Genomic DNA, 24,137 nt, shown 5'->3' on the forward strand with positions numbered 1-24,137 from the left:
GGACCCTCGATCGGCCCCGGAGCACCGGCGTCATTCTCGCTGGCTCGGCAACCGGCCCTCGGCGATGCGCTTGCGGAGATCGCGGCGCAGATACAGCAGGTACACCCACACGGCGAGGAACAGCACGCCCACGACGGCGATCGACGGGTGCGCGAAGAAGCCGAGGATCACCAGGACCTGCAGCGCGAGATCGAAGGACAGAGCCCACGACCGACCCTGCAGTCCTGCACCGAGCAGCATGACCACGCCCAGCGCGATGATGTACGTCCCACTGATCCACGTGAGTCCGCCGCCGACGGTCGCGACGACCGGGAGGGACAGGAAGACGACGATCGCCTCGAGGACGAGGGTGCCGGCGCAGACGCCGCGGAACCCCTTCCACGGATCGCGTGCGGGCGGCGGGACCTGGCCCGCCTCGGGGACTGTCATACCGGGTCCTTCCCGAAGAGAGTGCGTGCCGCACCGGCGGTCACCACGGATCCCGTGACGACGACGCCGGCACCGGAGACGGCCTCACCCTCGTCCGCGACGTCCTCCGCGATGCCGATCGCGATCTCGAGTGCGTCCGGGAGCGTCTCCGCGACGACGACACGCTCGTCGCCGAACTTGGCCACGGCGGCGTCGGCGAGTGCCTCGACGTCGAGCCCGCGCGGGGAGCCGTTGTGGGTCACGACGATCTCGTCGAGTACGGGTTCGAGTGCCTGCAGAATGCCGTCGACGTCCTTGTCCTTCATCACGGACACGACGCCGACGAGCTTGCGGAAGTCGAACTCGGCCGTCAGCGTCGCGGCGAGTGCGGCGGCGCCGTGCGGGTTGTGCGCGGCGTCGACGAAGACCGTCGGTGCGTTGCGCACCCGCTCGAGTCGGCCCGGGTTCACCACCGAGGCGAAACCCTCGCGCACCGTCTCGACGTCGAGTCCGTGGTCGGCACCCGCGCCGAAGAACGCCTCGACCGCCGCGAGCGCCAGCGAGGCGTTGCGCGCCTGGTGTTCACCGTGGAGCGGAAGGAAGATGTCGTCGTACACGCCGCCGAGGCCGCGGAGCTCGAGCTGCTGACCGCCGACCGCGACGCGACGGGCCAGGACCACGAACTCGGACCCGGCGCGGGCCACCGCCGCGTCCATCTCCACGGCACGCCGCAACAGCACGTCGGTGACCTCGGGTTGCTGCTCGTCGAGAACCGCCACCGTGTCGACCGGATCGAGCCGTTCGGGGGCCTTCTTGATGATGCCGGCCTTCTCCGCGGCGATACCGGCCAGATCGGTACCGAGGTACTCGATGTGGTCGATACCGATCGGGGTGATGACGGAGACCTGCGCGTCCACCACGTTGGTGGCGTCCCACCGCCCGCCGAGACCCACCTCGACGACGGCGACGTCGACCGGGGCCTCCGCGAACGCCGCGAACGCCATCGCGGTCACCACCTCGAACTTGCTCATTCTGGGCCCGCCCGCGGCCTCCGACTGCGCGTCGATCATCTCGACGTACGGCAGGATGTCGCGGTACGTGTCGACGTACTGGCGAGGGGTCAGCGGCACCCCGTCGACGGCGATCCGCTCGGTGGCCAACTGCAGGTGGGGGCTGGTGGTGCGACCGGTGCGCCGGTGGAACGCCCGCAGCAGCGACTCGATCATCCGGGTGACCGACGTCTTGCCGTTGGTGCCCGCGACGTGGATGGACGGGTAGCTCGCCTGCGGGGACCCGAGCAGGTCCATCAGCGCACTGATGCGCGTGAGCGACGGCTCGATGGTCGTCTCGCCCCAGCGCTGGTCCAGTTCGGACTCCACCAGCGTGAACTCGGCGAGATCGACCGGCGAGGGTCCCGTCACCCCCTCCGGCCCGGAGTTTCCCGGATAGCTCACGCCGGCCCCATCTCACGCAGACGTGCGGTGATGCGCTCGACGTCCTCGCGGGCGATCTGCTGCCGTGCGCGGATCTTGTCCACGACCGCCTCGGGGGCCTTGCCGATGAAGGCCTCGTTGCCCAGCTTGGCCGTGGTGGCGGCGAGTTCCTTCTCCGCGGCCGCGAGATCCTTCTCGGCGCGCTTGCGCTCGGCCGCCACGTCGACGGTGCCGGACGTGTCGACGGAGACGACGACGGTACCGAGCGAGAGTCGAACCTCGATGGACGCCGTCTCGGCGAAGTCCTCCTCCGGCTCCGTCAGGAAGGCGAGCGCACGGGTCGCGGGGATCTGTGCCGTGAGGTCCGCCTCCTCGACCCCGAGCAGCCGCGCCGGGACCTTCTGCTTCGGCTTCACGCCCTGGTCGCTGCGGAAGCGGCGCACCTCGGTGATGAGCTTCTGCATGTCGGACACGCGTTGCAACGCGACGGGATCGGCTCCGACCCCGGTCTCCTTCGGCCACGGTGCGACCACGATGCTCTCGCCGCCCGTGAGCGCCTTCCACAGCGTCTCGGTGACGAACGGGACGACCGGATGCAGCAGGCGGAGAATGGAGTCGAGCACGACACCGAGGACGATACGAGTGGGTTCCGCCGCGCTCTCCGACGAGAACTGCACCTTGGCCAGTTCGAGGTACCAGTCGCAGACCTCGTCCCAGGCGAAGTGGTACAGCGCCTCGCACGCCTTGCCGAACTCGTAGCGGTCCAGCGCGTCGTCCACCTCGGCGCGCACCGTCGCCAGCCGGTCGAGGATCCAGCGGTCGGCGTCCGTGAGCGTCTCGCGGGCCGGGAGATCCTGCACCACAGCGCCGTTCATCAACGCGAACTTGGTGGCGTTGAACAGCTTGGTGGCGAAGTTGCGCGAACTCTGCGCGTTGTCCTCGCCGACCGAGAGGTCACCGCCGGGATGGGCGCCGCGCGCCAGCGTGAAACGCAGTGCATCCGCACCGAATCGGTCGACCCAGTCGAGAGGGTCGATGCCGTTGCCCTTCGACTTCGACATCTTGCGGCCGAACTCGTCACGCACCAGCCCGTGCAGGAACACGTCGCGGAACGGCACCGGACCGGGCAGCTCGTCGCCGACGGTGGTGCCGAACATCATCATGCGGGCGACCCAGAAGAACAGGATGTCGTAACCCGTGACGAGAACGCTGGTGGGATAGAACTTCTCGAGGTCGGGAGTGCGGTCGGGCCAGCCCATCGTCGAGAAGGGCCACAGGCCGGACGAGAACCACGTGTCCAACACGTCCGGGTCCTGCACCCAGCCCTCGGGCGGCGTCTCGTCGGGGCCCGGGCAGACCGTCTCACCGTCGGGTCCGTACCAGATGGGAATGCGGTGCCCCCACCACAGCTGGCGCGAGATGCACCAGTCGTGCATGTCGTCGACCCACGCGAACCACCGCGGTTCCTGACTCTTCGGGTGCACCACGGTGCGCCCGTCGCGCACGGCGTCGCCGGCGGAGGCCGCCAACGTGGAGACGTTCACCCACCACTGGAGGGAGAGTCGCGGCTCGATGGGCTCGCCGCTGCGCTCGGAATGGCCGACGCTGTGGACGTACGGACGCTTCTCGGCGACGACGCGGCCCTGCTCCGCTAGTGCCTCGCGCACGGCGACACGAGCCTCGAAGCGGTCCATACCGTCGAACTGCGTTCCGGTGTCGGCGATCCGGCCCGACGTGTCCATGATCGACGGCATCGGCAAGCTGTGCCGGAGACCCATCTCGAAGTCGTTGGGGTCGTGTGCCGGCGTGATCTTCACGGCGCCGGTGCCGAACTCGGGGTCGACGTAGTCGTCGGCGACGACCGGGATCTCGCGGTCGAGGAACGGGTGCGGAAGCGTCGTTCCCACCAGGTCCCGGTAGCGCTCGTCGTCGGGGTGAACGGCGACGGCGGTGTCGCCGAGCATCGTCTCGACACGAGTGGTGGCGACCACCACGTGCGGTTCGTCGTCGTTCAACGATCCGTAGCGCAGCGAGACCAGTTCGCCCTCGACGTCCTCGTACTTGACCTCGATGTCGGAGATCGCCGTCTTCAGCACCGGCGACCAGTTGACGAGGCGCTCGGCGCGGTAGATCAGGCCACGATCGTGGAGCAGCTTGAACATGGTCTGGACGGCACGCGAGAGGCCCTCGTCCATCGTGAACCGCTCGCGGCTCCAGTCGACGCCGTCACCGATCCGGCGCATCTGCTCGCCGATGGTGCCGCCGGACTCACGCTTCCACTCCCACACCTTCTCGATGAAGGCGTCCCGACCCAGTTCGTCCTTGGACGTTCCCTCGGCGACGAGTTGCTTCTCCACGAGCGACTGCGTGGCGATGCCCGCGTGGTCCATGCCGGGAAGCCACAGCACCTCGTAGCCCTGCATCCTCTTGCGGCGGGACAGGACGTCCATCAGTGTGTGATCGAGGGCATGGCCCATGTGCAGGCTGCCGGTGACGTTGGGCGGCGGGAGCACGATCGAGTACCCCGGCTTCGCGCTGTCCGGATCGGCGACGAAGTACCCGGAGTCGACCCATCCCTGGTAGAGGCCTGCTTCCACGTCACCGGGATTCCAGGCCTTGGGCAGGCGGTCGGCAGGGTTCTCGTCGGGCGCTGTCGTCGATCTGGTCACCGGGTGATTCTAGTGCGCGTCGGGATCGACGGTCCGGCCCGGTCGCGCCGCGAGGATCTCGGGCATCGGAGTGGATTGTCCGAGTACGTGCTCGGCCAGGAAGGCGTGCACGGCGCCGTACCAGACAGCGGTGTGCTGCGGCGAGAGGATCCAGTGGTTCTCGTCGGGGAAGTACAGGAACCGGTGCACGGTCTCCCCGTTCTCGTCGGCGGGAGAACCGGACTCGGACAACAGCTCCCACCACAACCGCAGCGCTTCGCCCACGGGCACGCGATAGTCCTTGTCGCCGTGGATCACCAGCATCGGGGTGACGATGTCCGCGACGGCCAGGTGCGGTGAGTTCTCGAACGCCATCTCCGGTGTCATCTCGTGCGCCCAGTACGACGCCTCGTCGGTGGTGGGACCGAACTGGTCCAGCGCCCACAGACCGGCGTGCGAGACGATCGCCCGGAAGCGGTCGGTGTGACCTGCGACCCAGTTGGCCATGTAGCCGCCGAACGAGCCGCCCATCATCGCCGTGCGCGTGGAGTCGATGTCCTCGCGTTGCTCGACGGCGTCGGTGACGGCCATCAGGTCCGTGTAGGGCTCCGTCCCCCATCGGCCCCAGCCGCGCTGCACGAACGCCTGTCCGTACCCGGTGGACAGTGCCGGATCGGGGAGCAGGACGGCGAATCCCTGTGCCACCAGCATCCACGGATTCCAGCGCCACGACCAGGCGTTCCACGATCCGAGCGGTCCGCCGTGCGCCCACAGCACCAGCGGCGCGGGCCAGTCGGCGGACGTGCCCGTGGGCAGAGCCAACCAGGCGCGCACCCGCACGCCGTCCTCGGCGGTGGTCTCGACGTCCTCGAGGGTGCCCGGCAGTGTCGGCGTGGCGGCCGGTGATCGCAGCTCGGTCACCGCACCGTCGACGAGCGTGATCCGGACCGGATGCGGCGGAACGAGATACGACGAGCGCAGCGCGTGGACGACATCACCGTCCGGAGCCGGGCGCAGGTCGGTGTAGGCGTGGTCGTCGTGCGTCAGGCGGCGGGCCGCGTCGGGCGTCACGACGAAGATCGGTGCCCGGCCGTCGTCGTCCGCCGTCACCAGGATGCTGCGCCCGTCGGCGGACCACACCGGCGACGACGGCCACCGGTCCCACCCGGCCGCCCACTGCTCCGGGATTCCGGTCGTCAGGTCGAGGACGTGCAGCGTGGTCCGCGGCGCCGCATCCGGCTCCGGATGTGTCTCGCGCACATAGGCGACGCGCGTTCCGTCCGGCGAGACGGCAGGGGCACCGACGTCGGCCACCGGGTCGTCGACCAGCACGGCGTCGGCACCGTCCGAGGTGTCGATCCGGACGAGCACGTGCCGTGTGGTGGCATCGGCTCCCGCGACCCTGCGTGTGGCCACCAGCCACGAGCCGTCGGGAGCCACCGCGACGGAGGTGTCGCGGTACGCGCCGCCGCCCGCCGAACCGCCGGGTCGCGGCGTCACCGTCCGCAGTGCGACGTCGGTGTCCTCGGTGTCGCCGAGGTTCCCCACGAAGACGTGCGTGGACGCCGGACCGAGGTCGCTGTCCCAGTGCCGCATCGGATATCCGCTGTGCAGGATCGCGGAGACGGCCTTGTCCTTCCGCAGCGCGCGCAGCGTCTCGTCACGGTCGACGTCGCCCAGAACCTCACCGGAGACAGCGAACACCGGCGCGTCGGACGCGGCCACGACTCCCCCGACCCCTCCGCCGCGGTGCGCGACTCTGCGGGCCTCTCCGCCCCGCGCGGACAGCGCCCACACCCCGGACGGTGCGTCGTCGTCACCGGACTCCGCTCGCACGAAGAGCAGGTCGCCGTTCGCGGCGAAGGTCGGTGCGGAGTCACCGGTGGCGGACCGGGTGAGCCGGCGCGGCGCCGACGTGCCGTCTGTCGCGATGGACCACAGACTCGAGACGTACTTCGTCCGTGCGGCATTCAGCTCGGACATCGTGGTGACGAGCGACGCTCCGTCGACGGACAGTGCGAGGCCCGCGATGCGGGGAAGGTCGAGGTAGGCGTCGGGAGTCCGGAAAGCGCTCGCGTCGGTCATGCCCCCGAACCTAGGCGATCACCCGAGCACCGCGCGACGTCTGCTCCGCCACCAGCGGTCGATCGCCGGTCGCAGCGCGGTCAGCCCCTTGTAGTCGGCCATGTCACGCGGCAGCTCCGCGGTGACCGCGACGACGCGCTCCGCCCAGCCGGGCACCGCGGCGAGTTCGTCGAGCGAGGCCTGATGGGTGCGGATGAGGAAGAGGATCGCACCGGACGGAGCGAGGCGCGTCAGGTGCTGCACCTCGACCCGCAGGCAGAGGCGCCGGCCGACCTCGTCGACGGACGCGGTCTCGAGGTGCCGTCGCGCGCGTGCCCACTCCCCGCGCGTCTCCAGAGAGGCGTCGAGCCGATGATCGACCCCGAGCGACCAGTTGGTGCGCCGCACGGTCAATCCCGCACCCAGCCCGAGGAGGAACGCGCGCGCCCGCGCCACGACCCCTTCCTCCCGCACACGCGGGACGGGACCGTGGATGTCCTCGAAGCTCGCACCCAGAGCGAAGTTCACGGACCACCCCGACGCGAACGTCACCACGCCCGCGTCGGCGAACAGCTCGCCGCCGCGGGTGTCCAGCAGGACCAGATCGTCCGGGGTCTCCCCCGCCGCCAGCAGCAGTGGGTCGACGCTCGGGTCACCTCTGGCGACGTCGATGCTGGTGCCGGACAATCTGTTCGAGAAACGGACACGCCCGTCGTCGAGATCGAGCGTCGTCTCGTCGGGCATGCTGCGGTGCAGTTCGGTCAGCACCGTCTCGAGCGCGTCCCACCCGGCCGGCGCCATGTGCGGCAACGACACCGCTCGCCGGGGGTCCCGTGCGAGGATGCGGGCGCGTTCGGCCAGCGCGTCCCGATAGTCGGTGCCCGGTTCGACGACGTGCTCACCCCAGCCGCCCGCGGCGGTCCGATGAGCCGTGCGCGCCGGTTCGAGATTCGTGCTGTACCGGTACGTGTCACCGTCGAAGGGGAACGGGAAGGCCCGTAGGTCGGTCACAGGTCCACCACCAGACGGTCCCCCGCGGCGCGGGACACGCAGACCATCATCGAATCCGACCGTGTGCGTTCGTCGTCGGACAGGAACAGGTCGCGATGATCGACGGCGCCCGCGAGCACGGGCGTCCGACACCGACCGCAGACACCGTGACGACACTGCCGGTCGACGGACACGGCGGCAGTGTCGAGGACGTCCAGCACCGACTCGTCGGCCGACACCGGCAGGGTGCGACCGCTGCGCGCGAGTTCGAGCACGAACGACCGGCGAGGAGTATCGGGGCGGATGAACGCCTCGGTGTGCAGACGGCTCTCCGGCCAGCCCACCGCACGCGCGGCAGTCAGCGTCGCTTCGACGAGAGAGGGTGGCCCGCAGACGAACAGGTGAGTTCCCAGTGGCTGCCGGGTGAGCGCGTCCGCCAGTCCGCTCGTGAAGTCCTCGCGGGTGGTGCTGATCCGCGCATCGCACGACGTGGCCACGTCCTCGGCGAACGCGCCGCGTTCCGGCCGGTGGACGTAGTGCACCTCGGCGGTCGACCCGAGCCACCGCGCCAGGGACAGGATCGGCGTGATGCCGATCCCGCCGGCCACCAGCAGGTGCCTCCGCGCACGGAGAACCGGAGCGAAGGTGCTGCGCGGAGTGTCGACCTCGACGAGGTCACCCGGGCGCCGGCTCTGCAGCCATCGCGACCCGGCGCCGACGGCGAGTACCGCGCACGAGTAGAGGGACGGGGCGTGCGGCGGCCCGATCAGGGAATAGGCGTTGTACGGGGCGGACGCGTCGTCGCCGCAGCGCACCACCACGTGGCTTCCGGGCACGAACGACGGCAGCGCGTCCCCCGAGCGCAGCGGCGCGAGGTCGATGCGCCGCACCGCACCGTCCGGAGTGACCGCGGTCGAGTGGACCACCCGCAGTGTCACGACGCGGCGTCCGGAACGCCGAGGCGAGCAGCGAGACGGCTCGAGACATGGTCGGTCACCACGAGATTCGCACCGCAGGACCCACAGGGCGGTGCCGGTCCGACCGTTCCGCACACCGGGCAGTAGACGTCGACACTGCCGTCCTGCGTGACGACGACGGAGATCTCGTCGGGTTCTGCGCCCGCCCGCAGCGCCCGCTCGCGGTAGACCGCGACATCGGCTGCGGAACCGATCAGCACACAGCGCCAGCCGACCACCGCACGGTCCGTCTCGGCGTCGAACCACGCGTCCGACTCCGGACCTCGCACCGCGAATCGGCCCGGGCTCTCACCGGCCGAGTCCAGACGGTCGGCGTCGCCGATGATCAGCACGGTCACGCCGCCGACAGTACCGCCGGCCGATCCGCGACCGGGCGTGTCAGCGCACGAGGGGTGCCAGCCGACCGGGGATCTCCTGCAACGCGAACGGCAGGCTGAGCACGGTGCTCCACGCCATGGCCTCGGCCGCCTCGTCCTCGAGAATGATCACGCGATTCTCCTGGACGGCGGACAGCTGCTGGTAGACGGGAGTGGCCGCCAGCTCGGCACGAAGCTTGTCACCGAAGCCGCCACCGGCGTACCAGACGAGCACGTCGACGTCGGCGAGAGACAACTGCTCGGTGCTCACGGTGGCGAAGTTGCGCTCGCCCACCTGGTCGACGACCGGCGGATTCACGAAGCCCAGTTCGTTGAGGAAGCGCACCTTCGGGTCCTGCGCGCCGTAGACACCGAACTGTCCGGGCCCCTGCAGCGCTCCGAGCAGCACCGTCTTGCCGGCGAACGACGGGTTGGCGGCAGCCGTGTCGGCGAACTCGCGCTCGAGATCGGTGATCAGCGTGCTCGCCTGATCAGCCCGACCGAGCGCCTGGCCGAGCAGTGCGGTCTGGTCGCGCCACGGAATGCCGTAGTCGACGAAACCGGTCGGCTGGGTGACGGTCGGGGCGAGCTGGGACAGCGAGTCGAACTCCGACTGCGTGATACCGGCATAGGTACCGACGATGAGATCGGGGCCTGCCGACGCCACCTTCTCCACGTCGATGCCCTCGGACGCGGTCCCGACGATCGCCGGTGCGGCGCCCCCCAGCGCAGACTGCGCCCAGGGCCAGGTCGCGGACGGGTAGTCGCCGTACCAGTCGAACACTCCGACCGGAACGACACCCAGCGCGAGCAGGGTGTCCTGGTCGTTGTACCCGACGCTGACGACGCGCTGCGGATCCGACGGCACGCTGACCTCGCCGTACTTCGTGGACACGGTCGCGCCGGAGTCCTGCGATCCGCCGGAGTCCGAACTGCTGCACGCAGCGGCCACCGCGACGATCGCGCCGGTGGCACCGAGGAGGAAAGAACGACGTGAGACGCCGGCCGACATGGCCATGGTGAGGTGGTCCCTTCGATGGACGGCGGGGACCCAGCCCCCCTGGTGTAGGCAAGGCTAACTTATGCACCGCCGCCTCGGACACGGGTCCGTCCGCGCGCCGGGCCGACGCGGGTCCACTATGGAGTGATGAGCACGTTGCACGAGAGCCACCACTGATGGGCCGCGCCACCGTCCGCCGACCGGTCGTCCGCATCCGCGGACCACACCGCTCGTCACGGCCCGACACCGTGGTCGCCGAGGAACCGTTGGAGTTACGCGTCTGCGGCAAGGCGTTGGCCGTCACCATGCGTACGCCCGGACACGACGTCGAACTCGCGCACGGGTTCCTCGCCACCGAGGGCGTCATCGGCGGCCGCGACGACATTCTGGCCGCACGGTACTGCGACGGTGTCGACGACGAGGGGCTCAACACCTACAACGTGCTCGATCTCGCTCTGGCAGCGCACGTCCCACCACCCGACCCCGGGGTCGAACGGAACTTCTACACGACGTCGTCCTGCGGCGTCTGCGGCAAGGCGTCACTCGATGCGGTGCGGCTCAAGACCCGCCACTCCCCCGGAGCCGACGGCGCGACAGTCACGACGACCGTCCTGACCACGCTCCCGGACACCCTCCGCGAGCACCAGCGCATCTTCGCGTCCACGGGCGGGCTGCACGCGGCCGCGCTCTTCGACACGGACGGCACGCTTCTCGCGGTGCGGGAGGACGTCGGCCGACACAACGCCGTGGACAAGGTGATCGGGTGGGCGGTTCTCGAGGGACGGGTTCCCCTCACGGGAACGGTGCTCATGGTCAGCGGACGCGCATCCTTCGAGCTCGCGCAGAAGGCCGTCATGGCCGGGATCCCGATCCTCGCCGCGGTGTCCGCGCCGTCGTCGCTCGCCGTCGACCTCGCCGACGAGTCCGGCCTGACTGTCGTCGGCTTCCTCCGCGGAGACGGTATGAACGTCTACACCCACGCCCACCGTGTGATCAGCGAGCCGCCGCCCGACGACGCCCGGTGATCAGACCGACGACGGTCAACAGCACGAGCACCGCGAGGGTGGCGAGTACCTGACGACGGGACGACGCGTCCGTCAGCATGAGCACGGTCAGGCCCACGAGGAGCGCGAGCGCCACCCAGCTGAGGTACGGGAACGCCCACATGCGAACGGGCATTGGACCTGCCGCCTCCAGACGGCGTCGTAGTCGTAGCTGCGACGCCACCGTCACCGCCCAGATCGCCAACAGGGACGCGCCCACGGCGTTGAGCAGGAACGTCAGCAGACCGTCGAGGTCGAGATAGTTCAGCAGCACGGCCACGAAGCCGAAGAACACCGAGACGAGCAGCGCGGCACGCGGGACCCCCGACGCATCCACCCGCGCCAACGGCCCCCTCCGGCCTTCCCGCCCACCACCGGCCGGCCTCCGGCCTTCCCGCAGCGCCAGCGAGTACATCATCCGGCTGGTCGCGTAGATCTGCGCGTTGAAGGCACTGAGCAGAGACAGCACGATGACGGCCTCCATGAAGCCGACCACCCCGGAGAGGTTCGCCTGCTGCAGCACCAGCGTGAACGGGCTCTCCGCGGCCGACTGCGCCTCGTCGAGACGGTTCCACGGCAGCAACAACGTGATCACCAGGATCGACCCGAGGTAGAAGACGCTGATGCGCCACACGACGCTGCGCACCGCGCGCCCCACCGACAGGGCCGGGTCCTTCGACTCGGCCGCCGCGATGGTCACGATCTCGATGCCGCCGAAGGCGAACGCCACGACCAGCAGCCCCGCGGCGATGCCCGAGACGCCATTGGGCGCGAACCCACCGAGACCGGTGAAGTTGGCGGCGCCGACAGGGTCCGAACCGGGGAGCAGGCCGAACACCAGCAACGTCCCGACGACGAGGAACCCGATGATGACGGTGACCTTGATGGCGGCGAACCAGAACTCGAACTCGCCGAAGTTCGACACCTTCGCGAGGTTGATCGCGGCGAAGACGACCATGGCCACGAGGGCGGGGATCCACGGATCCACGCCGAACCATGCACCCATGAAGGCTGCGGCGCCGGTCATCTCGGCGCCCATGACCATGACGAGGGTGAACCAGTACAGCCAGCCGGTGACGAAGCCGGCGGTGCGGCCGAACGCCATCTCGGCGTAGGTCGAGAACGATCCCGACGACGGCGAGGCGGCGGCCATCTCGCCGAGCATGCGCATGACGAGGATCACGAGGAAGCCGGCGATGGCGTAGGACAGGAGGACGGCGGGTCCCGCGGCGGCGATGCCGGCGCCGGTGCCCAGGAACAGCCCGGCGCCGATCGCGGAGCCGAGGCCCATCATCGTCAGGTGGCGGACCTTCAGTCCGTCGGTGAGTGAGTCGACCATGAGAAGGAAACGGTAACGCTACGTCCGGACGCGGACCTCGGCGCCCGTCGCCGCGAGGACGTCGTCGACCCCTACACCGGGTGCGGTCTCGATCAGTTCGAGCCCGTCCGCCGTGACGTCGATGACCGCCAGATCGGTGATGATGCGGTGCACGCAGCCGCGACCGGTGAGCGGGAGCGTGCACCTCTCGACGATCTTGGGCTCCCCGCTGCGGGAGACGTGTTCCATCATCACGATGACGCGTCGCGCTCCGTGGACCAGGTCCATCGCGCCGCCCATCCCCTTGACCATGTGGCCGGGGATCATCCAGTTGGCGAGATCACCGCGGCTGTCCACCTGCATCGCGCCGAGGACGGCGACGTCCACGGCGCCGCCGCGGATCATGCCGAAGGACTGTGCCGAGTCGAAGAACGAGGCCCCCGGGAGCACGGTGACGGTCTCCTTGCCGGCATTGATCAGCTCGGGATCGAGTTCGTCCTCGGTGGGGTACGGGCCCACGCCCAGAACTCCGTTCTCCGAGTGCAGGATCACGGTCCTGTCGGGGGGAATGTGGGCCGGGATCAACGTGGGCATACCGATGCCCAGGTTCACGTACTGCCCGTCCTCGAGTTCGGCGGCCACCCGTGCCGCCATCTCGTCCCGTGTGCGCGGAGTCGGGGTCATGACCGCACCGTCCTGCGCTCGATCCCGACCGTCACGGGCCCGACGACGACGACGCGCTGAATGTGGATACCGGGCGTGTGCACGTCCTCGGGCGTCAGCTCCCCCGGCTCGACCAGATGCTCCACCTCGGCGATGGTGATGCGCCCCGACTCCGCTGCCGGTGGGTTGAAGTTGCGGGCGCTGGCCCGGTAGACGAGATTGCCGTACCGATCACCCTTCCAGGCGTGCACCAGTGCGAAGTCGGCGGCGATCCCGCGCTCGAGGACATGGGTGACACCGTCGAACTCGCGCGTCTCCTTCGGGGCCGAGGCGAGAGCGACCCCGCCGGCGCCGTCGTATCGCTGTGGCAGCCCGCCCTCGGCGACCTGTGTCCCCACCCCCGCGGGGGTGAAGAACGCCGGGACACCGGCGCCGCCCGCTCGCAGCCGCTCGGCGAGCGTGCCCTGCGGTGTCAGCTCCACTTCGAGTTCACCGCCGAGGTACTGGCGGGCGAACTCCTTGTTCGACCCGACGTACGAGCTGACGGTCCTGCGGATCCGGCCCTGCTCCAACAGGATTCCCAACCCGAAGCCGTCGGTCCCGCAGTTGTTGCTGATGGTCTCGAGATCGGTCGCACCCTGGTCGAGCAGCGCAGCGATCAACAGCTCCGGCACACCGACCAGACCGAATCCGCCCACCGCGATCGACGATCCGCTCGGGATGTCGGCCACCGCCTCGGCGGCCGAGACCACCACCTTGTTCATCATGACCCTGACCCTAACGCACCGTTCGACAAGTGAACAGAAGTCCGCGATGCGAACACTGTGCTTCAATGAGACACGCGCATCCGAGCCGACGAGGAGTGGACCCCATGACCGAGCCCGCACCGCCGCAGACCCGCGCTGCCGCCGCGGATCACGTGCAGTCCCTCGCCCGCGGACTCGCGGTGATCCGGGCCTTCGACGCGGACCATCCCCGTCGCACGCTGTCCGAGGTCGCCCGAGCCACCGATCTCACCCGCGCCACTGCCCGTCGCTTCCTGCTCACCCTGGTCGAACTCGGGTACGTCCGCACCGACGGCACCACCTTCGCGCCGACTCCGAGGGTCCTCGATCTCGGCTACTCGTACCTCTCGTCGCTCTCGCTCCCCGAGATCGCCGGACCGCATCTCGAGGCCTTGACCGCGCGCGTGCACGAGTCCTCGTCGGTGTCCGTCCTGGACGACCTCGACGTCGTCTACGTCGCCCGGGTCCCGGTGAGCCGCATCATGACCGTGTCCATCACCATCGGCACCCGTTTCCCCGCCTACGCCACCTCGATGGGCAGAGTCCTGTGGGCCGGTGTCGACGAGAACGCTCTCGCGAACCTTCTCGCGCGCACCGACCTCCGCGACCTCACGGGACGGACGGTGACGACGGAGTCGAGCCTGCGCGCCGAACTCGATCTCGTTCGGACACAGGGCTTCTGCATCGTCGACCAGGAACTCGAGATCGGACTCCGCTCGATCGCCGCGCCGCTGCACGGGCACGGCGGCGCCGTCACCGCCGCGGTCAACATCAGCACGCCCGCGCCGCGCTACTCGCTCGACGAGTTGAGAACCACCGTCGTGCCGGCGCTGCTGAGCACCGCGGCCGCCATCGACGCCGATCTCGCCCGCGTCGCGTCGCGGTCGGACGCAGCTCGCACCTCCTGACCTCTCCCCCCACCCGACCACCGACACACGAGACGAGACCACGCCATGCTCGACGCCGTCATCTGCGCTCCGCTGCGCACCCCCGTGGGCCGCTTCGGCGGGGCCCTGAAGACCGTTCCCGCAGCGGACCTCGCGTCTGCCGTGATCATCGAGATCCTCTCGCGCACCGGGCTGTCCGGCGTCGACATCGATGACGTGATCCTCGGGCAGGGCGCACCGAACGGCGAGGCACCGGCGATCGGACGCGTCGCCGCACTCGATGCGGGGCTCGGCATCGGCGTCCCCGGCCGCCAGGTCGACCGCCGCTGCGGGTCCGGGCTGCAGGCCGTTCTCGACGCCTGCATGCAGGTCTCCACGGGCGTGAGCGACGTCGTGCTCGCGGGCGGCGTGGAGTCGATGAGCTCCACCGAGTTCTACACCGACGGTGTGCGGTGGGGCGTCGGCGCCGACTCCGTGCCCCTCCAGGACAGGCTCGCACGGGCCCGGATCACGGCCGGCGGCACACACTTTCCCGTGCCCGGTGGGATGATCGAGACGGCAGAAAACCTCCGCGAGCAGTACGGTGTGCCACGCGCCGACCAGGACGCCTTCGCGGTGCAGTCCCACCAGCGCGCCGTCGCGGCGCAACGGAGCGGCGTCTTCGCCGAGGAGATCGTGCCCGTCACGGTGCCTCGGCGCAGGGGCGATCCCGTCGTCGTCACCGACGACGAGCACCCCCGAGCCGACACCACCCTCGAGTCGCTGTCCCGGCTCCGCCCGATCCGCGGGACGATCGATCCGGAATCGACGGTCACCGCCGGCAACGCCAGCGGTCAGAACGACGGCGCCGCGCTCTGCCTCGTCACCACGGCGGACAGGGCCGCAGCGCTGGGGCTGACACCTCTGGTCCGACTCGCCGGATGGGCGGTGGCCGGTGTCGCGCCGGCGACGATGGGCATCGGCCCGGTCCCGGCGACGGCCGCCGTTCTCGGCCGGCTCGGCCTCACCCTCGACGACATGGACGTCGTCGAACTGAACGAGGCGTTCGCCGCGCAGGTGTTGTCGGTGCTGACCGAATGGTCGATGGACCCCGCCGACCCTCGGCTCAACCCGCACGGCTCGGGCATCTCCCTCGGCCACCCGGTCGGCGCGACCGGCGCACGCATCCTGACCACCCTCGCTCACGAGATGGTGCGACGAGACGTGCGGTACGGCCTCGAGACGATGTGCATCGGCGGCGGCCAGGGACTCGCGGCGGTGTTCGAGCGCGTCTAGGGACGGTCCGCGTGCCCGAGGTCGCGCTCCGGGTCGACCTCGTCTCGAACGAGTTGCTTCAGGACGGTGATCTCGGGAAAACCGCCGCGCTCCTTGCGATCCCACACCACAGACTCCCCCACCACGACGCGGAAGACTCCGCCGGTGCCGGGAATCAGCGCCACCTCGGTGAGGTCGGATCCGAAAGTCTGCAGCAGTTCCTGCGCCATCCATCCGGCTCGCAGGAGCCACTGACACTGGGTGCAGTACGTGATCGCGACGCGCATGGCGGCGACCCTACCCCCGACGTTCCAGAGCCCCGACGCTCCAGAGCCCCGACGCACGAGAGCCCCGGCGACCATCGGTCGTCGGGGCTCTCGATCGAGCTGAGGGGGTCAGGCGCTCTTCTCGCGCCGTTCCGGCCGGTCCGGCTTGCGCGGCACGATGGTGGGGAGCACGTTGTCGTTCACGGTCTCCGCCGTCACGACCACCTTCGCCACGTCGTCACGACTGGGGATGTCGAACATGACCGGGTTGAGCACTTCCTCCATGATCGCGCGCAGTCCACGAGCGCCCGTGCCGCGATGGATGGCCTGCTCGGCCATCGCGTCCAGCGCGTCCGGGGTGAACTCCAATTCGACACCGTCCATGTCGAACAGGCGCGTGTACTGCTTCACCAGAGCGTTCTTCGGCTCCGACAGGATGGTCACGAGGGACTCCTTGTCGAGATGCGTGACCGACGCGACGACCGGCAGGCGACCGATGAACTCGGGAATCAGACCGAACTTGATCAGATCCTCGGGCATGACCTCGGCGAAGTGGTCCTGCGTGTCGATCTCGGCCTTGGAGTGGACCTCGGCGCCGAAGCCGAGGCCGCGCTTGCCGATGCGGTCCGACACGATCTTCTCGAGCCCGGCGAAGGCACCGGCGACGATGAAGAGCACGTTGGTCGTGTCGATCTGGATGAACTCCTGGTGCGGGTGCTTGCGTCCACCCTGCGGAGGGACACTGGCCTGTGTGCCCTCGAGGATCTTGAGCAGGGCCTGCTGCACACCCTCGCCGGAGACGTCGCGCGTGATGGACGGGTTCTCGCTCTTGCGAGCGATCTTGTCGACCTCGTCGATGTAGATGATGCCGGTCTCGGCGCGCTTGACGTCGTAGTCCGCGGCCTGGATCAGCTTGAGGAGGATGTTCTCGACGTCCTCACCGACGTACCCCGCCTCGGTCAACGCGGTGGCGTCGGCGATGGCGAACGGGACGTTCAGCATCTTCGCCAGCGTCTGCGCGAGGTAGGTCTTGCCGCAACCGGTGGGGCCGAGCATCAGGATGTTGGACTTGGCCAGTTCCACGGTCTCACCACGGGCGTCACGGGCCTTGTCGCCGGCCTGGATGCGCTTGTAGTGGTTGTAGACCGCAACGGCGAGACGACGCTTCGCCGTGTCCTGACCGATGACGTAGTTCTCCAGGAAGTCGCGGATCTCCGCGGGCTTGGGCAACTCGTCGAGCTTGACCTCGCTCGACTCGGCCAGTTCTTCCTCGATGATCTCGTTGCACAGATCGATGCACTCGTCACAGATGTAGACACCTGGTCCGGCAATGAGCTTCTTGACCTGCTTCTGGCTCTTTCCGCAGAAAGAGCACTTGAGCAGATCACCACCGTCACCGATGCGTGCCATGAGCGTTAGTCCTCACTAGTGAAAGAGAATCTCTGCGTGCGACCGTACCCGCCTTCGCGGTCGGAGGTCGACTTCTGACGCAACCCGAGCAGGCATGTCGGAGCGGCGTCGCACCCCCTCGGACGTGGGTGAATCGATGCAGTCCGGGGGCTCGGAACCGGCCGGAGCCACCCGTCCACGACCCGTCGTCCGGGCGTGTCGGGAGCGGCCTCCGGCCGGCCGGCGTCACTTGCGTGCGGAGAGCTTGCGGTATTCGAAGACGGTGTCGATGATCCCGTAGTCCTTGGCCTCCTCGGCCGTGAGGATCTTGTCGCGATCGGTGTCCTTGCGGATGACGTCGGCGTCCTTGCCGGTGTGGCGACCGAGGGTGGTCTCCATCAGACGACGCATGCGCTCGATCTCCCGAGCCTGGATCTCGAGGTCCGACACCTGGCCCTGCACACCGCCGGTGGACGGCTGGTGGATGAGGACGCGAGCGTTCGGCAGTGCCGCACGCTTGCCGGGGGCACCCGCTGCGAGCAGCACGGCGGCGGCCGACGCGGCCTGACCGAGGCAGACGGTCGCGACATCGGCGCGCACGTACTGCATCGTGTCGTAGATCGCCATCAGCGACGTGAACGAGCCACCGGGCGAGTTGATGTACATCGTGATGTCGCGGTCGGGATCGAGACCCTCGAGCACGAGCAACTGCGCCATGATGTCGTTCGCCGAGGCGTCGTCGACCTGCACGCCGAGGAAGATGATGCGCTCCTCGAAGAGCTTGTTGTACGGGTTCGACTCCTTGACGCCGTAGCTGGAGTGCTCGACGAAGGACGGGAGGATGTAGCGGGAATCGGGCCCGGCGGGCGAGCTGGAGCCGGGGAGAGAACGGGGATCGAAGAGCTGGGACATCAGTACTCCAAGGGTGTGGGTGAAGAGATCGGACGACCGACAGGAGCGAGCGCGTCGCGCGCTGCGCTGTCCGGTCCGATCAGTTGTCGGCTCCGCTGGTGCCGCCGGCCTGCTCGGCGCGTGTGATGACGTGATCGACCATGCCGTACTCGAGGGCCTGCTGCGCCGTGAACCACCGGTCGCGGTCGGAGTCCTCGGTGACCTGCTCGAACGACTGGCCGGTGTGCTGTGCGATCAGTTCGGCCATCTCGCGCTTGGTGAGGGCGAACTGCTCGGCCATGATGGCGATGTCCGCCGCGCTGCCGCCGATTCCGGCGGACGGCTGGTGCATCATGATGCGGGCGTGCGGCAGGGCGTAGCGCTTGCCCTTGGTCCCGGCGGTGAGCAGGAACTGGCCCATCGACGCCGCCAGGCCCATCGCGTAGGTCGCGACGTCGCACTCGGCGAAGTTCATCGTGTCGTAGATCGCCATGCCGGCCGAGACGGAACCGCCGGGCGAGTTGATGTAGAGCGCGATGTCGCGAGTGGGGTCCTCTGCCGAGAGCAGGAGGATCTGGGCGCACAGCTTGTTCGCGATGTCGTCGTCGACCTGCGTGCCGAGGAAGATGATGCGCTCACGGAGCAGACGCTCGTAGACGGAGTCGCTGAGGTTGAGTCCGGCGGTCGCGGACGTCATGGCCGGAGCGGTCACGATCGACCCTGCCTGACGGGACGGCCCTGCCTGGTCGGTGTTGGTCGCCGGGTTCGTGGTGGTCACGGTACCTGCCTTCTCGTGCTCGATGTGGTCTCGCCTGAACGAGTTTCTCGCCGTGAGCGCGAACGTTCCCTGTGGACGGAACGCTCACGTTCTCTGTCACCGACACTAACGAAGGACGGCGGCCCCGGAGTCCCGGAACCGCCGTCGTTCGCTGTGAGCGTTACTTCTGCTGTTCGCCCGCAGACGAATCGTCCGCAGCCGACTCGATCTCCGCCGACTCGGTCTCGTCGGTGGCCTCGTCCTCGGGATCTCCGAAGAGCTCCTTGGTGTCGACGCTCGCACCGGCGGTGTCGGTCACGGAGACGCGATCGACGATCGCGGCGAGTGCCTTGCTGCGTCGGATGTCGGCGAACAGTGCGGGCAGCTGGTTGGCCTGCTGCACCTGCTGGATGAACTCCTCCGGTGCGATGCCGTACCGCTGTGCCTGGAAGACGATGTTCTGGGTCAGCTCTTCCTGTCCGACCTGGACCGACTCGGCGTCGGCGATGGTGTCGAGCAACAGCTGGGTGCGCACGGACTTCTCGGCACTCTCACGCGCGTTCGTGTCGAACTCCTCGCGCGAGGAGCCTGCGGCCTCGAGCTGCTGCGCGAGCTTGTCCTCGTCGTGGTCGAGCGGATGGATCGCGTCGTGCAGCGCAGAATCGACCTCGGCCTTGACGAAGGCCTCGGGAACCGGGACCTCGACGGACTCGAGCAGAGCCTCGAGCACCTTGTCGCGGATCTGCCCGGCCTGCTCGACCTTCTTGACGCGGGCCACGCGCTCGCGCAGATCGGCCATCAGCTCGTCGAACGTGTCGAACTGGCTCGCCAGCTGGGCGAACTCGTCGTCGGGCTCGGGCAGCTCGCGCTCCTTCACCGACTTCACCGTCACGGTGACCTGCGCTTCCCGGCCGGCGTGCTCACCGGCGAGCAGCGTCGTCGGGAACTCCTTGGAGTCACCCACGGACAGGCCGACGATCGCGTCGTCGAGACCCTCGATGAGCTGGCCGGAGCCGACCTCGTGGGACAGGCCCTCGGTCGAGGCCTCCGCGACGTCCTCGCCGTCGACCGTGGCCGACAGGTCGATGGAGACGAAGTCGCCGGTCTGCGCAGCGCGCTCGACACCGGTGAGGGTGCCGAAACGCTGACGCAGCGAGAGCAGCTGCTCGTCGACGGCCTCGTCGGTGATCTCGACCGGGTCGACGGTGACGGTGACGCTCGAGAAGTCGGGCAGCGTGATCTCGGGACGCACGTCGACCTCGGCGGTGAAGACGATCTCCTCGCCGTCCTCGAGCTTGGTGATCTCGATGTCCGGCTGGCCGAGGGGCTTCAGCTCGGTCGAGCTGAGCGCGTCGTTGTACTTGGCGGGCAACGCGTCGTTGACCACCTGGTTCAGGACGTTCGCGCGGCCGACGCGTGCCTCGAGAAGCTTCGCGGGCGCCTTGCCGGGCCGGAACCCGGGCAGGCGGATCTGCTGCGCGAGCGTCTTGTAGGCGCGGTCGAAATCAGGCTTCAGCTCCTCGAAGGGCACCTCGACGTTGATACGGACTCGCGTCGGGCTCAGCTGCTCGACAGTGCTCTTCACGAACGTGCTCCTTCATCTGCTCGACTGCAGTGACTCGGTGTCGGACTGTGGTGGTGCGGGGTGGTTCCGGTGGGAAGGTGGATCTGGACCATTCGATCGCGGCGACCGACGTCTGTCGGGATGACAGGATTCGAACCTGCGACCCTCCGCTCCCAAAGCGGATGCGCTACCAAGCTGCGCCACATCCCGTTCCTCGTGCACGCCGTCACCCTCGATCGTGGCGATTCGCACCGGCAAGGCCACAGCGACGTGCGCCGACGATCCTACGGCGGTACCGCGGAGGCGCCGACGGCGGGCCGATTTCTCGATCGCGCGCGACGTTCGGTACAGTTCCTCAACGCAGGCGGCAGGAGCTGGCGATCCCAGCACCGCCGCAGGCATGCGGGCGTAGCTCAATGGTAGAGCCTCAGTCTTCCAAACTGATTACGCGGGTTCGATTCCCGTCGCCCGCTCCACGAATGCGAGAGCCCCCCGATTCACCGAATCGGGGGGCTCTCGTGTGTTCGGGGGTCAGCCGGCGTCGGACAGGAATCCGGCGCCGTCGCGCGCCGAGGTGACCAGCGACACTGCCTCGAAGATGCTTCCGCACACGGTGATCGGCGAGCAGACGCCGAGGAGCTCGAGCGGGCGCCGCACTGCGGGGTCGGTGGCCACCAGCACCATCGGACGGACCGACAGCGAGGACGCCGCGCCGAGGAGAAGGACGGCGCCGGCGCTGCCCAGGAAGGTGACGTCCGACAGGTCGAGAACCACGTCCTCGTGGCCGCGAGCGGCCACGCGTGCCAAGACCTCGCGGAGTTCGGGCGTGGTGCTCATGTCGATCTCGCCGCCGACCGACACCACGGCGACGTCGCCGCGTTCGTATTCGAGGACGGTGAGATCGGCAGCGTCGAAAGAGAAGTGGGTGTCGAGTCCGTGTGCGGTCATTGCTGTGTCTCCCGGTTCGTGTGCGTCGATCTCGTTCCTCGGCGTCTGCCTTAGATTCGCCCGCCAGAGTGACGAGGCTGCGTGCAGAGCATCACGATCCGATAACGTTCACAGCACATCGAGATAACGCCGTTGCAGACTCAACTGCCTGTTCCGGGCATGCCATCGCCTCGCGTCGGGAACACTGTGGTCATCTCGGCACCGTCCGTTCGAACCGCTGGAGGCCTGCATGCCCGTGTCCCACCCCGTCGTCGTCGGAGTCGACGGATCGTCCGCAGCGCTCGCGGCCGTGCGATGGGCCACGCGGCTCTGCACCGCTCGCGGCCTGCCCCTCGTGCTGGTCACGGCGGTGTCCGCGCCGGCCTTCGCGGACGTCGACGACACTGCAGCGAGTGCACTCGACCGCATTCTCGCCGACGGAGTGGACGCGGCGCGGGCCGTGGCGGCCGACGTGTCGGTCTCCACCGAGACCCACCATGGCACCCCCGCCGGAGTACTGGTCGAACGATCGACGGACGCCGCGATGATCGTCGTGGGGACGCGGGGGCTCGGCGAGTTCACCGGAGGACTCTCCGCGTCGGTGAGCACGGCGGTGGCGACACACGCCTCGTGCGCCGTCACCGTGGTGCCTCTGGACACGCCGCCGAACGAGGGCACGGGACACGCCGTCGTCGTCGGCGTCGACGGCACGGACAACAGCGTGCCCGCCGTCCGCTGGGCGTTCGAGATCGCCTCGTCACGTGGGGCATCGCTGATCGCCGTGCACGCGTGGAGCGACATCGACGTTCCCGGCGGCCGCGGTCGGTCTGCCGAGGACGAGGAGGCCGTCCTCGCGGAGACGATGGCCGGGTGGTCGCAGGACTACCCCGACGTCGAGGTGGAGCGCGTGGTGGTCCAGGACCGGCCGGTGCGGGAACTCGTGGCCAGATCGGCCGAGGCGGACCTCGTCGTCGTGGGTCGCCGCGGGCGGGGTGGATTCACCTCGCTCCTGCTGGGATCGACCAGCCGAGCCGTGATGCACTCGGTGGACGTCCCTGTCACCGTCGTGCCGTCGCCCGTCTGATCCGTCCTCGCCCTCGCGAGGGGTGATCGGCCTACTGTTTCAGATGCTGCAGGCACGCGGACTCGGTCCGCCGACGAGAGGACCGGGCGTGGAAGAGATCCCCGCAGGCCTGACGGTCCACTCCCTCTACCAACCCGTCGTCGACCTCTCGACGCGCGCGCTGGTCGGCTACGAGGCCCTCGCCCGCGGCCCCGTCGGCACACCCTGGGAGTCACCCGCCGCACTGTTCGAGTCGGCGCGTGCGCACGGGACCGTCGGTCAGCTGGACTGGATGTGCCGAGTCAGTGCGCTCCGAGGGGCGCTGGAGGCCAATCTGCCGACCGGGTTGCAGTTGTTCGTCAACATGGAACCCAGCGCGATGAACCTCGCGCCTCCCGCGGGGGTGGCCGCTCTGCTCGCCGAGGCGTCGCGACTGTCGGTGGTCGTGGAGATCACCGAACGTGACCTGCTCGCCGACCCCGCATCGCTGCTCGAGGCAGTGGAACGAGTGCGCGACCGACGGTGGCTCGTGGCGGTGGACGACGTGGGAGCCGAGACGGCGAGCCTGGCCCTGCTGCCGTTCCTGCGGCCCGACATCATCAAGCTGGACATGACGTTCACCCAGCAGCGGGCGACGGCGGACACCGCGCGGGTGCTCGCGGCGGTCTCGGCGGAGTCCGACCGCACGGGCGCGGTGGTCCTCGCCGAGGGCATCGAGACCGAGGAACACCTGCATCTCGCGCGTGAGATGGGCGCTGCTCTCGGCCAGGGCTGGCTCTTCGGCACGCCCGCTCCGTTGCCGCGCCGTGAGCCACACGCCGGCCCGACCGCCGCCGACCTGCCGTCGGACTCCCCCTTCGCCGTCGGGCTCACCCACCGCATGCCGTCCGCGCCGACGCCCTTCGCACTCGCCGCGGCCACCGGTGGCATCCGCCGCGGGCGTCTGTCCCTGCTCTCCACGATCATCGACCAGTTCGCGCTCCACGCGGCGGCCACCGGACCGTCGACCATCGTGCTGGCCACGGTTCCGCACTCGTTCGAGGTGTCCGCCGAGCAGATGCATCAGGCCGCGCACCTCGCCGCGTCCGGGACGCTCGTCGCCCTGTTCGGACGAGGCGGCGCCGCGACCACACCGCCGGTGCCCGGCCTGCACGCCATGAGGCTGCCGGCCGCGGACCCGCTGTTGCGGGAACTGTCGGTGATCGTCGTGAGCCCGCACTTCACCGCTGCCGTCATCGGAGCCGAAGCGGACGGCGGCGGATCGACCGACTCGGACCCGGTCTTCGACTACCGCCTGACGTACGACCGCGAACTGGTGCTCGACGCGGCCACCCTGTTGCTCCGCCGCACCACGCCCGTACCGACCGAACCCGGATCGGGTCCGCTGCCCGTCTTCGGACCCCAGCAACCGCCACGCATGTTCGGACACGGTCGAAACGGGTAGTCGGACGAGG

General features: G+C 69.1%; 22 protein-coding genes and 2 tRNA genes. 6 read left to right on the top strand and 18 right to left on the bottom strand.

Annotation, left to right across the window (positions count from 1 at the left end):
• Positions 1 to 30: 30 nt before the first annotated feature.
• The 8 genes from QRN16_RS08665 to QRN16_RS08700 are packed head-to-tail and all read right to left on the bottom strand — an operon-like array spanning position 31 to position 9,888.
• Positions 31 to 429 carry a DUF4233 domain-containing protein gene (locus QRN16_RS08665; RefSeq protein WP_027505665.1) on the bottom strand — a complete coding sequence of 133 codons (399 nt, stop codon included), beginning with the start codon at positions 427 to 429 and terminating at the stop codon, positions 31 to 33.
• A complete protein-coding gene (gene folC / locus QRN16_RS08670) occupies positions 426 to 1,862 on the bottom strand; it encodes a bifunctional tetrahydrofolate synthase/dihydrofolate synthase (protein ID WP_222647173.1) in 1,437 nt (478 codons plus the stop codon). The genes QRN16_RS08665 and folC overlap by 4 nt, the downstream gene beginning before the upstream one ends.
• The gene (locus tag QRN16_RS08675; protein WP_285185689.1) at positions 1,859 to 4,510 is read right to left on the bottom strand and encodes a valine--tRNA ligase; all 2,652 of its coding nucleotides are present in this window, start codon (positions 4,508 to 4,510) and stop codon (positions 1,859 to 1,861) included. The genes folC and QRN16_RS08675 overlap by 4 nt, the downstream gene beginning before the upstream one ends.
• A gap of 9 nt (positions 4,511 to 4,519) precedes the next feature.
• Positions 4,520 to 6,574, bottom strand: coding sequence for a S9 family peptidase (locus QRN16_RS08680; RefSeq protein ID WP_285185691.1), 2,055 nt, complete (start codon positions 6,572 to 6,574; stop codon positions 4,520 to 4,522).
• Positions 6,575 to 6,592: 18 nt separating this feature from the next.
• Positions 6,593 to 7,564 carry a heme-dependent oxidative N-demethylase family protein gene (locus QRN16_RS08685; RefSeq protein ID WP_285185692.1) on the bottom strand — a complete coding sequence of 324 codons (972 nt, stop codon included), beginning with the start codon at positions 7,562 to 7,564 and terminating at the stop codon, positions 6,593 to 6,595.
• A complete protein-coding gene (locus QRN16_RS08690) occupies positions 7,561 to 8,481 on the bottom strand; it encodes a PDR/VanB family oxidoreductase (RefSeq protein WP_222649359.1) in 921 nt (306 codons plus the stop codon). The genes QRN16_RS08685 and QRN16_RS08690 overlap by 4 nt, the downstream gene beginning before the upstream one ends.
• Complete coding sequence (locus QRN16_RS08695) at positions 8,478 to 8,858, bottom strand: dimethylamine monooxygenase subunit DmmA family protein (RefSeq protein WP_285185693.1); 381 nt, start codon at positions 8,856 to 8,858, stop codon at positions 8,478 to 8,480. Before QRN16_RS08695 ends, QRN16_RS08690 begins: the two co-directional genes overlap by 4 nt.
• A 40-nt stretch (positions 8,859 to 8,898) precedes the next feature.
• Positions 8,899 to 9,888 (bottom strand): iron-siderophore ABC transporter substrate-binding protein, encoded by a 990-nt coding sequence (locus tag QRN16_RS08700; RefSeq protein ID WP_222631375.1) that lies wholly within the window; start codon positions 9,886 to 9,888, stop codon positions 8,899 to 8,901.
• A 164-nt stretch (positions 9,889 to 10,052) separates the two neighbouring features.
• On the opposite strand from QRN16_RS08700, the gene fdhD reads away from it, so the two are divergent.
• Complete coding sequence (gene fdhD, locus QRN16_RS08705) at positions 10,053 to 10,901, top strand: formate dehydrogenase accessory sulfurtransferase FdhD (RefSeq protein ID WP_285185694.1); 849 nt, start codon at positions 10,053 to 10,055, stop codon at positions 10,899 to 10,901.
• On the opposite strand, the gene QRN16_RS08710 is transcribed toward fdhD, so the two are convergent.
• The 3 genes from QRN16_RS08710 to QRN16_RS08720 are packed head-to-tail and all read right to left on the bottom strand — an operon-like array spanning position 10,870 to position 13,664.
• Complete coding sequence (locus QRN16_RS08710; protein WP_285185695.1) at positions 10,870 to 12,258, bottom strand: amino acid permease; 1,389 nt, start codon at positions 12,256 to 12,258, stop codon at positions 10,870 to 10,872. The genes fdhD and QRN16_RS08710 overlap by 32 nt on opposite strands.
• A gap of 18 nt (positions 12,259 to 12,276) precedes the next feature.
• A complete protein-coding gene (locus QRN16_RS08715; protein ID WP_027505659.1) occupies positions 12,277 to 12,921 on the bottom strand; it encodes a CoA transferase subunit B in 645 nt (214 codons plus the stop codon).
• Entirely contained in the window at positions 12,918 to 13,664 is a 747-nt protein-coding gene (locus QRN16_RS08720) for a CoA transferase subunit A (protein WP_285186138.1), read from the bottom strand. Before QRN16_RS08720 ends, QRN16_RS08715 begins: the two co-directional genes overlap by 4 nt.
• Positions 13,665 to 13,771: 107 nt before the next feature.
• On the opposite strand from QRN16_RS08720, the gene QRN16_RS08725 reads away from it, so the two are divergent.
• Together QRN16_RS08725 and QRN16_RS08730 are read left to right on the top strand one after the other, a co-directional pair.
• Complete coding sequence (locus tag QRN16_RS08725; RefSeq protein ID WP_285185696.1) at positions 13,772 to 14,593, top strand: IclR family transcriptional regulator domain-containing protein; 822 nt, start codon at positions 13,772 to 13,774, stop codon at positions 14,591 to 14,593.
• Between the two features lie 45 nt (positions 14,594 to 14,638).
• Positions 14,639 to 15,847, top strand: a complete 1,209-nt coding sequence (locus QRN16_RS08730; RefSeq protein WP_285185697.1) for an acetyl-CoA C-acetyltransferase — start codon at positions 14,639 to 14,641, stop codon at positions 15,845 to 15,847.
• On the opposite strand, the gene QRN16_RS08735 is transcribed toward QRN16_RS08730, so the two are convergent.
• The 6 genes from QRN16_RS08735 to QRN16_RS08760 form a co-directional block, all read right to left on the bottom strand.
• Positions 15,844 to 16,113, bottom strand: a complete 270-nt coding sequence (locus tag QRN16_RS08735) for an Rdx family protein (RefSeq protein WP_027505655.1) — start codon at positions 16,111 to 16,113, stop codon at positions 15,844 to 15,846. The two genes, QRN16_RS08730 and QRN16_RS08735, sit on opposite strands and share 4 nt — an antisense overlap.
• Before the next feature lie 108 nt (positions 16,114 to 16,221).
• The gene (gene clpX / locus QRN16_RS08740; RefSeq protein ID WP_027505654.1) at positions 16,222 to 17,502 is read right to left on the bottom strand and encodes an ATP-dependent Clp protease ATP-binding subunit ClpX; all 1,281 of its coding nucleotides are present in this window, start codon (positions 17,500 to 17,502) and stop codon (positions 16,222 to 16,224) included.
• A gap of 225 nt (positions 17,503 to 17,727) precedes the next feature.
• Complete coding sequence (locus tag QRN16_RS08745; RefSeq protein ID WP_027505653.1) at positions 17,728 to 18,393, bottom strand: ATP-dependent Clp protease proteolytic subunit; 666 nt, start codon at positions 18,391 to 18,393, stop codon at positions 17,728 to 17,730.
• A 79-nt stretch (positions 18,394 to 18,472) separates the two neighbouring features.
• A complete protein-coding gene (locus tag QRN16_RS08750) occupies positions 18,473 to 19,069 on the bottom strand; it encodes an ATP-dependent Clp protease proteolytic subunit (protein ID WP_051613384.1) in 597 nt (198 codons plus the stop codon).
• Positions 19,070 to 19,310: 241 nt separating this feature from the next.
• On the bottom strand, positions 19,311 to 20,714 hold the full coding sequence (gene tig / locus QRN16_RS08755; protein WP_285185698.1) for a trigger factor: 1,404 nt from the start codon (positions 20,712 to 20,714) through the stop codon (positions 19,311 to 19,313).
• A 115-nt stretch (positions 20,715 to 20,829) separates the two neighbouring features.
• Positions 20,830 to 20,903 (bottom strand) — tRNA-Pro (locus QRN16_RS08760).
• A 192-nt stretch (positions 20,904 to 21,095) separates the two neighbouring features.
• On the opposite strand from QRN16_RS08760, the gene QRN16_RS08765 reads away from it, so the two are divergent.
• Positions 21,096 to 21,169: transfer RNA gene (locus QRN16_RS08765), tRNA-Gly, on the top strand.
• Between the two features lie 55 nt (positions 21,170 to 21,224).
• Here QRN16_RS08765 and QRN16_RS08770 read toward each other — a convergent pair.
• The gene (locus QRN16_RS08770) at positions 21,225 to 21,641 is read right to left on the bottom strand and encodes an STAS domain-containing protein (protein WP_285185700.1); all 417 of its coding nucleotides are present in this window, start codon (positions 21,639 to 21,641) and stop codon (positions 21,225 to 21,227) included.
• 229 nt (positions 21,642 to 21,870) lie between these two features.
• Between QRN16_RS08770 and QRN16_RS08775 the strand changes: the two genes are divergently transcribed.
• Both QRN16_RS08775 and QRN16_RS08780 read left to right on the top strand, forming a co-directional pair.
• A complete protein-coding gene (locus tag QRN16_RS08775) occupies positions 21,871 to 22,704 on the top strand; it encodes a universal stress protein (protein WP_222649364.1) in 834 nt (277 codons plus the stop codon).
• An 88-nt stretch (positions 22,705 to 22,792) separates the two neighbouring features.
• On the top strand, positions 22,793 to 24,127 hold the full coding sequence (locus tag QRN16_RS08780) for an EAL domain-containing protein (RefSeq protein WP_285185704.1): 1,335 nt from the start codon (positions 22,793 to 22,795) through the stop codon (positions 24,125 to 24,127).
• Positions 24,128 to 24,137: the final 10 nt, after the last annotated feature.

This window comes from Rhodococcus sp. MEB041 (genome assembly GCF_030208955.1).
Classification (GTDB): domain Bacteria; phylum Actinomycetota; class Actinomycetes; order Mycobacteriales; family Mycobacteriaceae; genus Rhodococcoides.

Coding starts and splice junctions, on each gene's coding strand:
- fdhD (WP_285185694.1), top strand. CDS start 10,053: ATGGGCCGCGCCACCGTCCGCCGACCGGTCGTCCGCATCCGCGGACCA.
- QRN16_RS08710 (WP_285185695.1), bottom strand. CDS start 12,258: ATGGTCGACTCACTCACCGACGGACTGAAGGTCCGCCACCTGACGATG.
- QRN16_RS08775 (WP_222649364.1), top strand. CDS start 21,871: ATGCCCGTGTCCCACCCCGTCGTCGTCGGAGTCGACGGATCGTCCGCA.
- QRN16_RS08700 (WP_222631375.1), bottom strand. CDS start 9,888: ATGTCGGCCGGCGTCTCACGTCGTTCTTTCCTCCTCGGTGCCACCGGC.
- QRN16_RS08750 (WP_051613384.1), bottom strand. CDS start 19,069: ATGACGTCCGCGACCGCCGGACTCAACCTCAGCGACTCCGTCTACGAG.
- QRN16_RS08720 (WP_285186138.1), bottom strand. CDS start 13,664: ATGAACAAGGTGGTGGTCTCGGCCGCCGAGGCGGTGGCCGACATCCCG.
- QRN16_RS08735 (WP_027505655.1), bottom strand. CDS start 16,113: ATGCGCGTCGCGATCACGTACTGCACCCAGTGTCAGTGGCTCCTGCGA.
- QRN16_RS08715 (WP_027505659.1), bottom strand. CDS start 12,921: ATGACCCCGACTCCGCGCACACGGGACGAGATGGCGGCACGGGTGGCC.
- QRN16_RS08770 (WP_285185700.1), bottom strand. CDS start 21,641: ATGACCGCACACGGACTCGACACCCACTTCTCTTTCGACGCTGCCGAT.
- clpX (WP_027505654.1), bottom strand. CDS start 17,502: ATGGCACGCATCGGTGACGGTGGTGATCTGCTCAAGTGCTCTTTCTGC.
- QRN16_RS08725 (WP_285185696.1), top strand. CDS start 13,772: ATGACCGAGCCCGCACCGCCGCAGACCCGCGCTGCCGCCGCGGATCAC.
- QRN16_RS08730 (WP_285185697.1), top strand. CDS start 14,639: ATGCTCGACGCCGTCATCTGCGCTCCGCTGCGCACCCCCGTGGGCCGC.
- QRN16_RS08745 (WP_027505653.1), bottom strand. CDS start 18,393: ATGTCCCAGCTCTTCGATCCCCGTTCTCTCCCCGGCTCCAGCTCGCCC.
- QRN16_RS08680 (WP_285185691.1), bottom strand. CDS start 6,574: ATGACCGACGCGAGCGCTTTCCGGACTCCCGACGCCTACCTCGACCTT.
- QRN16_RS08665 (WP_027505665.1), bottom strand. CDS start 429: ATGACAGTCCCCGAGGCGGGCCAGGTCCCGCCGCCCGCACGCGATCCG.